The organism is Peribacillus sp. FSL P2-0133 (assembly GCF_037975445.1).
Classification (GTDB): domain Bacteria; phylum Bacillota; class Bacilli; order Bacillales; family DSM-1321; genus Peribacillus; species Peribacillus simplex_E.
In genome coordinates this window covers 2,013,130-2,028,608 of sequence record NZ_CP150254.1, presented here as the reverse complement: position 1 = coordinate 2,028,608, position 15,479 = coordinate 2,013,130, and the positions used below count along the sequence as shown (strand labels likewise).

Genomic DNA, 15,479 nt, shown 5'->3' with positions numbered 1-15,479 from the left:
TGTTGAATATATCATTTACAGTGGCTGCCATATCATAATCATTGGAAACGACTTTGAAGAAAGATTCTGTCATGGCAGCCTGCGATCCACTTCTGAAGGTATCAATTCATGTACTCATATTTATAATCGCCTGTTATATTAATAGCACTATCCACCTGAATATTACGGATGGATCCTTCATTAAGGCTAAAATCCTCTTTAGAAACTTCTTTCCATTTTTTCAAATCCTTTCTGTAGATAACTCCTTCTAAATTATAGATGTCTATATTTTTTTCAAGAGCATATTTGTACGTATCCCTAATTTCTTTCTCTAATGCCCCCTGTATTTTTTCTTTAAGATGGTGTATGGAGATGTTTTCTTCCATATCCGTTACGGCACCTTCTACTTCAATTGAAATATCGAATTCGACTGTATCATTTACATAGATAGGCTTTATATTGAATTTTGGCCTCATTAGAGATATTTGAACATTTTTGTTTTTGTTGATTTTTATTCCAATTGGGGACCTTACCGTTGATTTTGTTAACCATCTCATCCCCCCAAGATGTTTATTTGCTATCTCCCCCTTTAGCTGATTATTTTTAATAAAATAGGTCCCTGATAGTTTTACGGTGTTCTGTGTTTTTTCTTTTGCTTTCCATACCTCATTTTTTAACGAAATCTTCGGTAGTTTTATTGTCATTCCTGTTTCATAATTTTGCGTATAAAATCTTTGGATCCGGATGGGTTCGACAAAGGATCTTAATTTATAAATATCCTTCGGATTGAAAATGCTTGTTTGCACTGATGAGCCGAATAAACTATTGACAAAGAGGATCTTTTCTAAGGAATCATCGGTTCCATATAACCAAGTTGTTTCCCTAATTTGCTGAAATCTTAAAATGGGATCGTTTACGTTGACCAATCCATGTTTTAGTAAGCTTTCAGAGAAAATGATCAATTTAACATGAGCCCAATAAATATACTGGTTTGACCTTTTATAAATGTCATTCATGGCCTCGTTCATTGTTTTCCCTCGCCCTTTGGCGACCCAAACAGGTGTTGGCTTTGGTTCCAATCCTTCTTGTTTAGCCACACCGGCAAAAGACGTCACCTGCACATAAATGACATACTGCCCATTCTGATAATCTATTCCCATTGCACTTATATATTGAATATCTTGAATATCCTTGGCATCCCAGCAGCCACTTAAAAGAGCAAGGCTCATTACGAATAGTATAAATCTAAGGATCATTTTCATTAGCGATTTCCTTTTGTTCTGTCCTTAGTTTTCAGCATTTCGGCTCGTTTCTTTCTAAAGAGATATGGCTTCACAAAGACACCGCCCCCTAGAAGATCTTTCAAGGATAGTGGTGATATAGGCGCTAAGTAGGGTAAACCATAAATCTGCAGCCTTGATAAATAAAGGACAATGGAGAAAACACCGAGAAAGAATCCGAATAAACCTAAAACAGAAGAGAGAAATAATACAAAAAACCTGGCCATGCTTACAATTCCACCTAAAGATTGATTGATTAATGTATAGGTGGCTACCGCAGTGGTACCTGCCACCACCAACATCGTCGGGGAAGTAATCCCTCCTCTAATTGCCGCATCCCCTATAATTAATCCACCCACAACGGCCAGTGATTGACCGATTGCTTTGGGGAGTGTGATCCCTGCCTCTCGAAACAACTCAAATAAACCCAAAATCAAGAAGGCCTCTTGTTGAGGTGATATAGGCAACCCAAATCTAGATACGGTTATCGTCGCCAAAAATGGGAAGGGGAGCTGGTCTAATTGAAATGATATTAGTGCTATATAAAAACCTGGCAGGAATATTGATATCACTAGTCCGATTATGCGAAAGAAATATTCGAAATTTGTATAGTAAGATGGAGTATGACGATCTTCCGCCGCCCTTAACAATAATGTAATATTACCTGGTCCAATTAAGGCAGTTGGTGACCCATCCACTAAAATGACAAAGCGCCCATTATTTAAACTGGCTACAGCATAATCCGGCCTCCCTGTATAATCAAAAAACGGGATCAGGTTGAACTTACTGCCTGATAAAAATTCTTCAAGTTCAGTAGTTCCCAACAAGATATCTGTATTTATTGAGAAAATTTTCCTTTTTACTTTTTCAATGGTTTCTGGATTTACAACATCCTTCACATATAATAAATTGATTTTTGTCTTGCTCCTTTTGCCAATGGTAAATGCTTGATTTTCGAGTGATGCAGTTTTATATCTTTTTCTGATCAACCCTAAATTAACAGAGATATCTTCAATAAATCCATCACGTGGACCTCGGATGGAAATTTCACTACTTGTTTCCTCGGGACTTCGATTCGGGATGCTTGGTAGGGAAAACATGAATAATAATTCCAATTCTTCAAATAGTATCAGGACCATCCCGGAAAATACGTTTTCCTCCACATTTTCTTTTAAAGTGGAGGAAGGGAAAACCCTACTGACTTTAAATTCGTCTTGCGGATCCTCTATAACCTCTTCTTCCTTCAGTTTAGAATTTATGAATACACTATCAAGCCGTGCTACTGATTCCCACAACTTTTTGACATCGACCAACACCTCTGAATAAATCAAAGTGCAAATAAGGGGCGGATCGGTTTTCCCTTCAGATGTAATGGTATGCTTTTTGAATTTTACATCCGAGCTCATTCCGAATAATTCATTGAAATACTCCGTCTTTAGTTGGATCTCCGAAGAACTCCCCTTATTTGCCTTGTTCAATAGAGGCTCCATTCTTTTTCACCCTTTCTTTCAAAAAAATGACCATGTTAATAAAAAAGGTTATAACCAAAATGCTAATCACACTCAATTTAAAATAATATCGTTCCGTAAAATTCCTGTATGCTGGAATGTCGATTGGTATACAAAGCGCAATGATTAAGGAGACTGATATAGCAATCAATACAATATTTTTTATTTTCCTTGATTTAATTTGAAACAGTTCCCCCATTAGGAATATCGATAACGATACACGGATAAATGCACCTGAAAGCCATTGGTATATTGATAAAAAATCGAGCCGGTTCAAATACTTACCCATGGTTAGTAACCGCCATTGAGCGTATGCAGGATTGCTGATTTTTGCAGCCTGTACCGGACCAAACTCTGTAATGGAGCCTATTATGGGTCCCATACTGATAAACAAAAGAAATAAACCTAAAAAAAGTAAACTCCTGAACTTTATTTCTGTCTTTACAAACTGTTGAATCAAAACGAGAAGAAATATCTCTGTAAAACCTCCACCTAGTATTACGACCCCGTCCCAAACAGGTGTAATTCCATTTTCAAAAATAGGGAAAAGCAAGGAGTAATCCTTATACTGTATATTTGCCGTCATTATCATAAATCCAAGTACCACAACAAGGGGTAAAACCAATCCTCCGGCAATGGCTATTGTTTTGATTCCAGCCTCTGCAGCAATAAAACATAGGATGATGAAAGGTATAAATAATATATATTCTGGCGTTTGAATCATATAAGTACTGTTTACCCAGGAAAATGTGCTATATAAAGTGACAAACAAGTTTAATAAAATATAGAAGAAAAGAAGGATTTTTATGGACCAGGCGGCGAGCGGGTGACTGTGAGTATGAAGCCAGCCAATGATATGCTGCTGTTTTGTTTTATTTATGATCCAATAAACCATGGGAAGCCATAAAAGAAAAAGCATCCCGGTGACTAAATTACTGATCCATGAATCTCTTCCGGATGCCCCAAGCAGTGAAGGCAAAACGATAACATGGTTCATCAACCCAATAGATAGAATCAGCACCATTGTCGCTTGAAAAGTAGATATACTTTTTATCATGTGACACATCCCCTCTCTTTTAATATGAGGAGGCATTTTTGTTTTTATTCATACGATGCATCAATTCTTTAATGGACAGATAGGTATTTGAACGTCCCCTCCCGTCAATAAGCTCCGCTGAATCAACTGCCATTTATCATCGGCTTTGCGATAAATAATTTAGAGAGACATTTTTTGTTTACAAATCAAAAAAGTTTTGTACGGTTTCATCGAACGCCCAACAGGCACCAGCTGTTTTTTAGCTGGTGCCTGTTTGCATTTCTCCCTTATACTGTATCCTCCCAGTTTGAAAGATACTTTAAGATGTTAGCTTTGTAGGTTCTTCATTGATAGTTTTTTCTATACTGCTGCTTCCTGCCTGATCCTCTTTTATCCATTTAATGAGCGATATCGATGCCATCGCCATTATTAAGATGAGTGGAACGGAAGTAATGACTACTACTGATTGAAGAGCATGAAGTCCTCCACCGAACATCATGGAAAACGCTACAAGCTCTATGACCAATGCCCAAAATATTTTGTGCCATCCAGCTGGCTCTTGATCTATTGACAACTTTTTTGATGCTGCGCTTGCTAATGTGAATGATGAAGAGTCTAGTGTAGCAGAAAGAAAAATAAGGGTGATAATCATAATCGCAAGCAAGGCTACACTGCCGCCGGGAAGCCCCTGGTAAATGGCGGCAATGGCTGCTTCCCCACCTTTTTTCTCTAAAATGTCAATGACAGGAACAAGTTTATTAAGTTCAAAGTAAAGACCTGTATTACCCATAATGGAAAACGCCGCCCAACACCCTACTGTTCCTCCAATACATTCAGCAAAAATGACTTGTCTTATCGTTCTTCCTTTCGAGATTTTTGCTACAAATATGCCCATATAAGGAGCACAAGCAAACCACCAGGCCCAGTAAAATATCGTCCAAGCTTCCGGAAAGCCAGAATTGGCAACAGAGTCGGTGTAGAAACTCATACGAAAGAAATTCTGTAACAAAATCCCAACGCTATCCGTAAATCTGGATATTATAAACAAAGTTGGACCAGCTAAAAGAACGAATGCAGAAAGTGCCAAAAAAAGGTACGTATTGATGTTAGCTAATCTTTTCAGGCCCTTTTTCAGACCAAAATACGTGCTAACACAGAATATTAATGTCAAGGCTACTATTAGCGTCATATCTAACATAAAGCTTCGTGGTATATTAAATAATTCAGATATACCTTCAGAAATCATCGGAAGTCCCAAGCCTAAAGCAGCCCCTATTCCTCCAACCAGTCCAACCATGAAAAAAACGTCAATCGCTTTACCTAACCAGCTATTTGCTCCCTTTTTGAGAACACCTTCACACGCTGAACTCAATTTCACACTCGGATTTTTCCTCACATATAAGTTATAGGCAATCGGCAAAGCAGGTAGACAATATAGTACCCATGCGCTAAAGCCCCAATGAAATAATCCATACGTAGACGCCCAATCTGCCGCCGCCGCAGTTTTTGGTTCGGCCCCAAAAGGCGGAGCAGTGTAATAATAAGCCCATTCAATCGCGCTCCAGTATGTGATACTTGCACCAATTCCCGCCGTAAATAACATAGCTAACCAACTGAATGTCGAAAATTCCGGCTTGGTATCAGGCGCACCAAATTTTATCTTTCCATATTTACTAAATGCCAGCCAAATCAAGAAACCTAAAGCCGCCACCACAGCCCATAAATATAATGAACTCAAACTCTCGGCAATTAAATGATGTAGATCTCCGAGGATTGCAGTCCCTTTTTTAGGATTTAATAGTACAGGAATTGATAAAGCAGCAAGAATAGCTAGAGCCGGCCAAAAGATTGCTTTATCAACATTTGATTGTTTCATATTAAAAGAACCCCTCTTTCATTGCTTTTTGATAGTATGAAAACTTACACTTTCAGCTCCAGCTTTAATATAATTCACCTAACGAATGATCAGCATTTAAAGCGCTTTCATTTTATCAAACCATTGGTCATTTATAGATTACAGACTAGCTTTGCATCGCCTTTGTGACTAATTGATGAAAATGTTTCAAACCGTGCTCGGTCGGAGAATATACTCCTCTTCCACAAGCTCTAGAATGTAATCCACTTTGTAATAACTCAACTAATTCGAAGTCTTCTTCCCGCACTTGATCTACAAATTTAATTAAATCTTCCTCGTCTTCAGTCAAGTTTTCATCAGCAAAATAATAACGATAAATTGCCAATGAACTTTTTTCATCAACCGGGATAATATGGCTCGTTGTCATATTTCCAGTACCTGGGTATATACTTATCATGGTATTCGGCCAAACCCAGTAAAAACGTGCACCAGGACCTTCTTCTTCATCACTGGCTGTTGTACACTGATAGGAAAAATTATCACAAGGAGTAATACTATATTTAGTTAAATCGAAGGCCTTCGAGAAGCTAGGATGTGCAATTTGACAATGATCACATTCCAAATAATTGTCAATGATTGATTTCCAGTTAGCTTGAACAATTCGACGGTTTTCCCTGACCTTTTTTAAGGAACTAAGAAATGTATATTCATTTATGTTATTTAAAAAAGATTGATAATCTGTTTCGAAAGCAGGTGCATCCTGATTTAGATTTACAAATATCATCGACTGATGTACTTCTATACGAATTGGAGTCATGCAGCTAGGTTTTTCTATATCATTTGTTTTGAAATTTGGAGTCCTGTTCACCTTACCATCTAAATGGAATGTCCATCCATGATAAATACACTGGAGAATTTTTTTATTGCCCTGTTCTGTACGCTCGACTATCGCACCACGGTGAGGGCAAATATTATAAAAAGCATGCAACTCTCCGTCCTTGCCCCGTGTTACAATAATCGGCTCCCCGACCAAATCAAATGTAAAGAAGTCTCCAACCTTCTCTACCTGGCTTGTATGCCCAACCATAATCCAATTTTTATAGAAAATATTTTCCCTTTCCTCCTTCATGACTTCAGGATCCACATACTTATTATAAGGTAGTGTATAGTCCAGCCTTTTCATTTCTTCTTTTGTCGACATAATGGCAGTTCCTCCTTTTAATTATCCATAAAAATAAAGACTTGCTCTGAATAAGGATACAGGTATTCCTTTTAAACCTCCTCTGCCGATTGGCATCATATTTCCTTATTTCTGCAGCATGCTTTACTTAACTCTTATGCAAGGATAATGCCATTTCGACAGCCCCCTATTATTACCGATATTTTACTAATTCCCCCTTCTTTAATGTATAAATATGATTTATAATTGACTCAATTTAACCATAATAGACTCATCCTAGTTATTATAGACTCATTTAACACTTAAAAGGAGATGAAGGGAGCAAACTCATGCAAAACTTAATGAGTAATGAAGGAAAAATTGAAATGAGTACTGAGATTTTGAAAAAAATTTTAGATCATTCACCTAATGAGATATATGTTCTTAACAAAGATGCCCGCATTATTTATGCAAATAAAGCGTATGAAAGACATTATGGAAAGCAGTTAAGCGAAATAGTCGGAAAACATAATAATGAAATTTTCTCCAAAGGATATTGGAAACCTAGTATTTTACCCTTTGTTTTGAAAGAAAAGAAATCGGTTACAATCAAGCAAGTTTCATATATTGGAAAGGAAATGATTACAACAGCTATTCCTTTACTCAACGATGAACAGGAAATTGAACTTATTATTACAACAGCACAAGAACCAAACTATAAAGGGTTATACATTCCGGACGAACAAGAACCAGAAAAACTAAGTGAAAAGAATTCTTATAAAGAAAGCGTAATTACGAACAACGAACAGATGAACAATGTAATGGAGGTCTGCGATAAGATTTCTATGGTTGATGCGACCATTTTGATTCAAGGGGAGTCTGGTACAGGGAAAGGAGTGTTGGCTAAATACATTCATAATAGAGGACTTCGAAAGAACTCGCCTTTTTTATCCATTAACTGTGCTACCATACCGGAACAATTAATAGAATCAGAACTTTTCGGATACACCGATGGTTCTTTTACCGGGGCAAACAAAGGCGGAAAAAAAGGTCTACTTGAAATGGCAAACGGCGGTACCGTATTTTTGGATGAAATCGGGGAAATCCCGATTAATATTCAGGCTAAGCTTTTACAGGTTATTCAAGACCTTGAATTTCTTCCTGTCGGGGGCAGAGAACTAAAGAAAGTGGACATTCGTATTATTTCCGCTACCAATCGAGACTTATTTGAGATGGTGCAGAAAAAAAGATTTAGAGAAGATTTATATTATCGACTTAATGTAGTTAATTTACAAATACCGCCAATAAGGGAAAGAAAAGAAGATATCATTCCGCTATCTTACTATTTTCTTTCAGTATTCAATAAAAAGTATCAAGTTAATCGGATAATATCGAAGGAAGTCCTCGATATTTTTTATGACTATCCTTGGTCCGGAAATATAAGACAATTAGAGAATTTAATAGAAAGCTTAGTTGTAACGAGTGAAGCTATCATTCAAGTATCCGATTTACCGATAATGCTACAACAAAAAAATGCTCAAGAAACATCAAGTCAAGAAACACCACATAGTCAAAACAGCACCGTCCAGAACAAATCAAGTCAAATGCTACAAGATTATTCATTAAATAAAGCGTTAGAAGAACTTGAAAGAAACCTGATTGTTACCTCATATACAAAATTCAGGAATACAAGGAAGGTCGCTCATCAATTATCCATTAGCCAATCAAAAGCATCACGGTTAGTGCGGAAATACTGTAAAGATTTAGACCTTTATAATTGATTCATTAAAAAATATATCATAAATATAAGTGGCTTTTTCATTTGGATTTTCGGGCGGTTCCATAAAAAGAAGGAAAGTAGATACTTTCCGATCAAAACTGGTCATCGGGTTGGATATAAAATCGATACTATGCCCTTTCTTACATTTCGGCAGTGCTGCCTCTGGTCTTTTTGAACATTGCCCATAAATCTTCAAGTATCCTCATCATCGCATAGTACACAGATTTTAGCAGTGGATAAATAAATCAAGGTTATTTATTTCATACATGGTTTACAAACAGGATTTGTTAAACATTAATAAAAGAGACCACTTATTGTGGTCTCCTCAGTTTGTAGGCAAAAGGTTTCATCTAATAGTTAATACAATGTTGATTGGAACAGATGTGCCAGACTCCTGCTTAGAAAAGCGAGTCCAGAGTAGACCCCCGCAGCCGCGGAGGCAAAAAGACCGAAATTGGAAGTCGGTCTTAAAATCCTATTTAGCAAACATAAGGTTTACAAAAATTAACACTAAAGTATTTCAACTCTTTTTTATTCTGATAACATTAGTCATTTTGCTTATCATTTTTCACTGTTTTTCCAGATAAAAACCATCCGCCTATAGCAATAAGAAGCATGACTGACCAAAAGATAATATTCCAGATCGGTCCTTCAACAAAATCGTGTGGGATAATGTGCACGGCTGGATGCGCAAGGGTATGCATTAATAACTTAACCCCTACCCAACCAACGATTAACATGGCTGCGGTTTCGAGGCTAGGTCGCTCCGTCAGTATCTTAACAAAGTATCCTGCTGCAAAGCGGATGACAATTAAACCTGCAATCGCTCCTAATAAAATAACAATGAATTTCGCCCCATCCATTCCGCCTATATCACCCATTGGTGTATCTGGCAAGGCAATGACAAGAGCGACTGCAGCCAAAATGGAATCGATAGCAAAAGCAATATCAGCCAATGCAATTTGCGCAACGGTCATACGGTAGCTTTTCCCTTTTCCCTCATTCTCCCCGTGGTCCTTTTTTAGTAAATGCTTTAATGAGATGAAAATCAAATATGCAGCCCCAATTGCTTGAACTTGCCAAACATGGAAAAGGTACGAAATAATAAAGATTGCACCAATCCTAAATATAAAAGCTAAAAGCAACCCAATATTAATCGCTTTTTTTTGCTGTTCTTTTGGTAAATGCTTTGACATAATGGCTAAAACCAATGCATTATCGGCAGATAATAAGCCTTCTAAAAAAATTAGAATAATTAACACCCAGCCATATTCCAATAATAACGATAATTCCATGATACCCCCCTAAAAGCATGTATAAGAATGCGTATGGACTTCAAACCAAACAACACTTTCTCCTCCAATATTGTCCCATCTTATTTATTTCCTTATTCAACCCTTCCGTCCCATTAACTCCATTTGAGTAGGAGGTACCAAAGCGACTCCCCTATTGAAAGCAAGGCATCCGTTAGCTCTATAATATATTCTTTTTTGCTTAGTCTTAGCCCACTGAGATAAACTGGGATTCCAGTCTGTGTTTTTTCAAATTCATCACCTCAAGATTCATTTTACAATCCTATCCATTCTAGCAGATAAACTTAATACTTTTAAGATTAAGAATTCTCACCTTTTCATTACAAACATAATTAAAAAGCATGCACTTCACGACGGTTAACAAGAAAGGTTAAACATCATTGTGCTTAAATGATTTAGTCGCAGCATTAATCGCTGAATAAACGAATAAAATTAAGCCTTTCCCCAAATAATAGGTAGACTAATTAGCAGGGAGGGATATATGTGGATGTTAAGCGTGTAAAACAGATACTTTCTTCTTCATCCGACATTGAGGTGAGATATAATGGAACCTCAGTATGGATTGATAATTTAAATGAAGATGGAAGAACGGCTACAGTACATTTAAGAGGACCATTAGAGGAAAGATCAGAAGTAGCAATTGACGAACTTAAAGAAATATAAGGAATATATTAAAAAATAAGCTCCTCTCGTAATGAGAAGAGCCTTTACTTATTTCAGCCTTAATCTTTGACCGATATAAATTTTGTCGGGATCTTTAATTCCGTTAAGACTAACAAGGGATTTTATCGTTGTATTATGGTTTTTTGCAATGAAGCTAAGTGTGTCGCCTTTTGTTACTGTATAAATTGTGGTTGTTTCGGTTTTCAATGCACCGGTGTTGTGCGTCCTAAAAGTATTTATTGTATTTGTAAAATCCCTATAGGCTATATTCAAATCCACCTTTGTACTGATGCCCCTTATTTTACCCGAATCAGAATGCTGCCAAATATCTGCGCTACGTCCCAACGTGCTGTTGTATCTGGCAATCCACAAAGCGTAATTCGTCAACCTTGATTCATCTAAACTATTTTCGAGAAAATATTTACCAGTATACAGCATAGCCGTGTATCCAGCTTCTTCAATAGCTTCTAAAAAAGCTATTGCTGCATCGGTCAGCGTTTTTTTCTTTGCCTTTTTTTTATTTTCCTCAAGATCAAGAACAACAGGGTAATTTAAAGCAAAAGAGCTGATTGAATCTAAAAAATAAGCTGCCTCAGCCTCTGCTTCTGCAACAGTTGCAAACTTTGCATAGTGATAGGCCCCGACTTTCAATCCCGCTGCCAATGCTTGTGGTGCATTTTCTTTGAAATAAGATAACTTAGAATAACTCGTTCCCTCTGTTGCTTTAATGAACACGAACTTCACGTCTGCCTTTGCAACTTCCCCCCAATGAATGGCACCTTGCCAATGTGAAACATCGATTCCCTTTATATATTCCATATTAATGTCCTCCTTAAGGAAACAACCCTATGGCGGTAAATGTTTTATGAATTTAACATAGCCCTTATAAACACATCATATAGGAAAAATGCAGTCCTATTGCCCACCTTATAATAAGATATTTGATGGAGTTAAAACAATAATAAAATCTTTGGGAATGAAAGGAAAGAATTATGCTGTTTCCTTTTGTTTTCAAAGGTTAATTTATGCTATACTGATTTTATTAATATCAGAAGGGATGATGGGTGGCCGATGATTAACTAATCTTATTTTTAAATTTGAAATCGCATATTTCAAATCATACAAAATAGGATTAGTCTGCCCATTTTCTATAAATTACAGAGCTATACTCAAAATAGCTCTTATTTGACAATGCACAGGTACGGCTAATCCTTCCATATGAATTGGGAGGATTTTTTTTATCCTCCCATTAAGGAGAGGGCTGAATTATATGAAAGAATTATTAAAATTAACCAATATTAGCTATGAAGTAATGGACGTAAACATTTTTGAAAATGTAAATGCAAGTGTTCAACAAGGGGAAATCATCGGTATCATTGGCAAAAATGGTGCCGGTAAATCTACGTTGTTGCAATTAATTAACAATGATTTAGAGCCTGTACGCGGACAAATCCAATGGCTGCAGCAAGACTTGAAAGTTTTTATGGTTGAACAAGAAGTCGTGTCGCATCCATCTGAAGATAAGACCCCTTCCGAAGTTAAATTACTTGATAAAATGAATGTACCAGGCCATGAATTCCAACAATTAAGCGGGGGAGAAAAACTGAAAGCCCGACTTGCAAAAGGACTTTCTAAAGATGCAGACCTTTTACTATTAGATGAACCGACGAACCATCTTGATGAGGACAGTTTAGAATTCCTTAAGGGACAAATAAAAAATTATAGAGGTACCATCATTTTTGTTTCGCACGATCGTTATTTTTTGGATGCTGTTGCAACGAAAATTTGGTCGATTGAAGATAAAAAGCTAATTGAACACAGAGGGAATTATTCTAGTTATATGGAGGTTCGCAAACAGAAAAGACTTACACAACAACGTGAATATGAAAAACAGCAAAAAATGGTTGAACGGATTGAGGGACAAATGAATGAAATCACTTCTTGGTCGAAAAAAGCCCATTCCCAATCGACGAAAAAAGAAGGAGTTAAGGAATACTATCGCGTAAAAGCAAAACGAATGGATGCACAGGTAAAATCTAAACAAAAGCGTCTTGAAAAAGAGCTTGAAAAAGCAAAAGCTGAACCTGTTGAATCCGAATATACTGTACGCTTTTCAATTAAAGCAAAAAACAAGACGGGAAAACGTTTTTTGGAAGTTAAGAATTTAACTAAGTCTTTTAACGAGCGAACACTATTTAAAAACGTCAATTTCACGATACAGCATGGTGAGAAGGTTTCCATAATAGGTCCCAATGGCAGCGGAAAGACGACATTATTAAAAATAATTCTTGGACGTGAAAATTTTGCGGGCAATGTTTGGATTTCACCATCTGCAAAAATTGGCTATTTGACGCAAGAGGTGTTTGATTTACCACTTGAACTAACACCCTCCCAGCTATTTCATAAAGAAACTTTCGAGTCGAGAGGGAACGTTCAAACTTTAATGAAGCATTTAGGCTTCACGACATCTCAATGGACAGAACCCATTAAGAACATGAGTATGGGTGAGCGAGTGAAATGTAAGTTAATGGAATATATCCTAGAAGAAAAAGATGTGCTTATTTTGGATGAGCCGACAAATCACCTGGACTTAGCTTCACGGGAACAACTTGAAGATACCTTGGCACAGTATACTGGAACGCTAATCGTAGTTTCGCATGATCGATATTTTCTTGAAAAAACGACAAGCAGCAAACTTATCATTTCAAAAAATCACATACAAAAGCAATTGTATGAATCATCCTCAAAAAGAGATAATCTGGAAGAACTACGATTAACACTTGAAACAGAAAGACAAGAAGTATTGGGAAAGCTTAGCTTTATGACTCCAAACGATAAAGCGTACACAGAACTCGACCAGAAGTTTAATGAGCTTACGAAAAAAATAAATGAACTTAGTGACAAATGACTATCAATAGTAACCGAATGATACTGCTGGATTATAATACGAGAACCCTTAGATAAAGTCTAAGGGTTTTTTATTCAGAATGGCTGCCGAAATTTTTTTAGAAAGTCCATGGTATTCGATTCCCCTTTGAATCCCCACTGTTACATGCTTTTGGTGCATCCTAGGTTCAAAATCCATTTTCCTTTCTAGCTAAAATGCAATAATCACATATACCGGCAACAACATGGATGAATCATGTTATTCCCCTTCATGAACTCATCATAATAAACGCCATCAAGTACCAATTTGTTTGAGGTGCTAAAAGGATATTAGTAATTGCTTTTATTTATATTCAAATTGAGCAGAATACTAATGTCCCTTTGTTAATAAGATTTAATGATGGTTTTGTTTTAAAAAGGGGGCTTTAGGGTTATGAGTGAGGACACACAGGAATCTATTAGAAATAAATCAGGAATGTTTGTTGCACGCTCTTTAGATGAGATTCGTTTTTGGTCAAGAATAATGAAGGAACACTCGTTATTTCTAAGACTAGGTTTTAGATGTGAAGATACGCAGCTAATTGAGGAGGCTAATCAGTTTTATCATTTATTTGAACGGATAGAACAGCAATCCCATACATTTACAAATCAAGCTGATCCTGAACAGATCAGGAGATTTAACTCGGAAGTGCAACAAGCTGCTACAGGAATTTTTTTATTCAAAAGGAAGGTATTGGGGTTGATACTCACCTGTAAATTGCCTGGTGCAAACAATTTCCCACTTTTAGTCGACCATACAAGCAGGGAAGCCAATTATTTCAGAAAACGATTAAAAGAATTAAATGAGGGTAAATTGAAACCACTGGCAGATGCCATCATCAAAGAAAATGTATTCTTTTTAAGGATCATGGCGGATCATGCAAAATTCATCGGACATCTCCTTGACCCATCGGAAAGAAAGCTGGTGGATATGGCGCGTAATTTTAGCAATGATTTTGATCAATTAGTCTTTCAAGCTGTGGACTTAGAGTCCATGAAACCGCAATCTCAAACCGCTCCTCTTTTGGATCAATTTCTAGATCAGAACCGAGTTTCCGTCGTATCACTTCGAGACTTTAAGAAAACCGCCAGAGATTTAATCGAAGAATGCAAAATCAAGAGCATTATCCATCCTCTATTGGCAGATCACGTTTTCCGTGAAGCTGAACGTTTCCTTGAAATCATCGATATGTTTGAGACCCACCTTACAGGTGAAACATACAATTAATTGAGTATGAAGGATATAGAAAATAATGTTTTTTATAAAATTGCTATTATGGATTAATAAATTCAAATAAAAATTGGCCCCTCTCGATTAAGAGAAGGGCTTTTATATGTAAAAAGTTAAGAAAGGGAGTTCACCAATGTTTTAAGTTTCACTTTATCAGAAACATGAATCCATGGTAAATCCACATTATCATCGTCAATACCAGGTTGGATAACGCGGCTATATAAAAGGTCACAAATACAATCATTTAATAACTGGATATCCTGGTCTGATATTTTCCGATTATATGTTACATTAGCAGCTCCTGTTTGTTTATTCATCCCCCCTATCAAGCCTCTTTGTTTTAATGAACTTCTGATCACTTCTCTAATAGCCTCTAGACTAGTCAACGGAAATAAATCAAGGTGCTTAACAATCATTCTAAAAATATCATCTTTAGATAAGTCCTGTTCAATATGTTGTCGCAATTATTCCACCCCCATTATTCAAAACATTCTTCAAATGAAACGTAAAATCCTCCTTTATCCTTAAAAAGGACTACGCACACTGCCTTTTTGAGTGGGCACTGCCCTTTCAACTCATAAAAAACCAGATTGACTGAGGACTATCCGCCATGAATTCAGCGCCTGAATCCTTTTTGCAAAGGATGTTCCATTGTATAAAAACTCATCTTCCATAACTAAATTGATTTTGTTCTTTGCAAATTAACATTCATATTTTTGGTAAATATTTGTATTATAATAAAATAAATAT

General features: G+C 36.6%; 12 protein-coding genes. 4 read left to right on the top strand and 8 right to left on the bottom strand.

Annotated elements, in window-relative coordinates; translation table 11 throughout:
* Nucleotides 1–101: 101 nt before the first annotated feature.
* The 5 genes from MKY17_RS09785 to MKY17_RS09765 all read right to left on the bottom strand — a co-directional run bounded on the left by MKY17_RS09785 (nucleotide 102) and on the right by MKY17_RS09765 (nucleotide 6,859).
* Nucleotides 102–1,241, bottom strand: a complete 1,140-nt coding sequence (locus tag MKY17_RS09785) for a Ger(x)C family spore germination protein (RefSeq protein ID WP_098372815.1) — start codon at nucleotides 1,239–1,241, stop codon at nucleotides 102–104.
* Complete coding sequence (locus MKY17_RS09780; protein WP_098372814.1) at nucleotides 1,241–2,749, bottom strand: spore germination protein; 1,509 nt, start codon at nucleotides 2,747–2,749, stop codon at nucleotides 1,241–1,243. Before MKY17_RS09780 ends, MKY17_RS09785 begins: the two co-directional genes overlap by 1 nt.
* Entirely contained in the window at nucleotides 2,721–3,824 is a 1,104-nt protein-coding gene (locus tag MKY17_RS09775; RefSeq protein ID WP_179891147.1) for an endospore germination permease, read from the bottom strand. Before MKY17_RS09775 ends, MKY17_RS09780 begins: the two co-directional genes overlap by 29 nt.
* A gap of 298 nt (nucleotides 3,825–4,122) precedes the next feature.
* On the bottom strand, nucleotides 4,123–5,679 hold the full coding sequence (locus tag MKY17_RS09770) for a BCCT family transporter (protein ID WP_098372812.1): 1,557 nt from the start codon (nucleotides 5,677–5,679) through the stop codon (nucleotides 4,123–4,125).
* 145 nt (nucleotides 5,680–5,824) lie between these two features.
* Nucleotides 5,825–6,859: an SRPBCC family protein gene (locus MKY17_RS09765; RefSeq protein ID WP_098372811.1), complete on the bottom strand. Its 1,035-nt coding sequence runs from the start codon at nucleotides 6,857–6,859 to the stop codon at nucleotides 5,825–5,827.
* A gap of 308 nt (nucleotides 6,860–7,167) precedes the next feature.
* On the opposite strand from MKY17_RS09765, the gene MKY17_RS09760 reads away from it, so the two are divergent.
* Nucleotides 7,168–8,598, top strand: coding sequence for a sigma 54-interacting transcriptional regulator (locus tag MKY17_RS09760; RefSeq protein WP_098372810.1), 1,431 nt, complete (start codon nucleotides 7,168–7,170; stop codon nucleotides 8,596–8,598).
* A 544-nt stretch (nucleotides 8,599–9,142) separates the two neighbouring features.
* On the opposite strand, the gene MKY17_RS09755 is transcribed toward MKY17_RS09760, so the two are convergent.
* On the bottom strand, nucleotides 9,143–9,892 hold the full coding sequence (locus MKY17_RS09755) for a TerC family protein (RefSeq protein ID WP_098372808.1): 750 nt from the start codon (nucleotides 9,890–9,892) through the stop codon (nucleotides 9,143–9,145).
* Nucleotides 9,893–10,393: 501 nt separating this feature from the next.
* On the opposite strand from MKY17_RS09755, the gene MKY17_RS09750 reads away from it, so the two are divergent.
* Nucleotides 10,394–10,573 (top strand): H-type small acid-soluble spore protein, encoded by a 180-nt coding sequence (locus MKY17_RS09750; RefSeq protein WP_076368724.1) that lies wholly within the window; start codon nucleotides 10,394–10,396, stop codon nucleotides 10,571–10,573.
* A 48-nt stretch (nucleotides 10,574–10,621) separates the two neighbouring features.
* Here the strand turns inward: MKY17_RS09750 and MKY17_RS09745 are convergent, their stop codons facing one another.
* The gene (locus tag MKY17_RS09745) at nucleotides 10,622–11,392 is read right to left on the bottom strand and encodes a GH25 family lysozyme (RefSeq protein WP_098372807.1); all 771 of its coding nucleotides are present in this window, start codon (nucleotides 11,390–11,392) and stop codon (nucleotides 10,622–10,624) included.
* A 451-nt stretch (nucleotides 11,393–11,843) separates the two neighbouring features.
* Here MKY17_RS09745 and abc-f point away from each other — a divergent pair, with 451 nt between their 5' ends.
* Both abc-f and MKY17_RS09735 read left to right on the top strand, forming a co-directional pair.
* A complete protein-coding gene (gene abc-f, locus MKY17_RS09740) occupies nucleotides 11,844–13,481 on the top strand; it encodes an ABC-F type ribosomal protection protein (protein WP_098372806.1) in 1,638 nt (545 codons plus the stop codon).
* 411 nt (nucleotides 13,482–13,892) lie between these two features.
* The gene (locus tag MKY17_RS09735; protein WP_098372805.1) at nucleotides 13,893–14,726 is read left to right on the top strand and encodes a DUF2935 domain-containing protein; all 834 of its coding nucleotides are present in this window, start codon (nucleotides 13,893–13,895) and stop codon (nucleotides 14,724–14,726) included.
* 116 nt (nucleotides 14,727–14,842) lie between these two features.
* Here the strand turns inward: MKY17_RS09735 and MKY17_RS09730 are convergent, their stop codons facing one another.
* The gene (locus MKY17_RS09730) at nucleotides 14,843–15,193 is read right to left on the bottom strand and encodes a hypothetical protein (RefSeq protein WP_339201767.1); all 351 of its coding nucleotides are present in this window, start codon (nucleotides 15,191–15,193) and stop codon (nucleotides 14,843–14,845) included.
* Nucleotides 15,194–15,479: the final 286 nt, after the last annotated feature.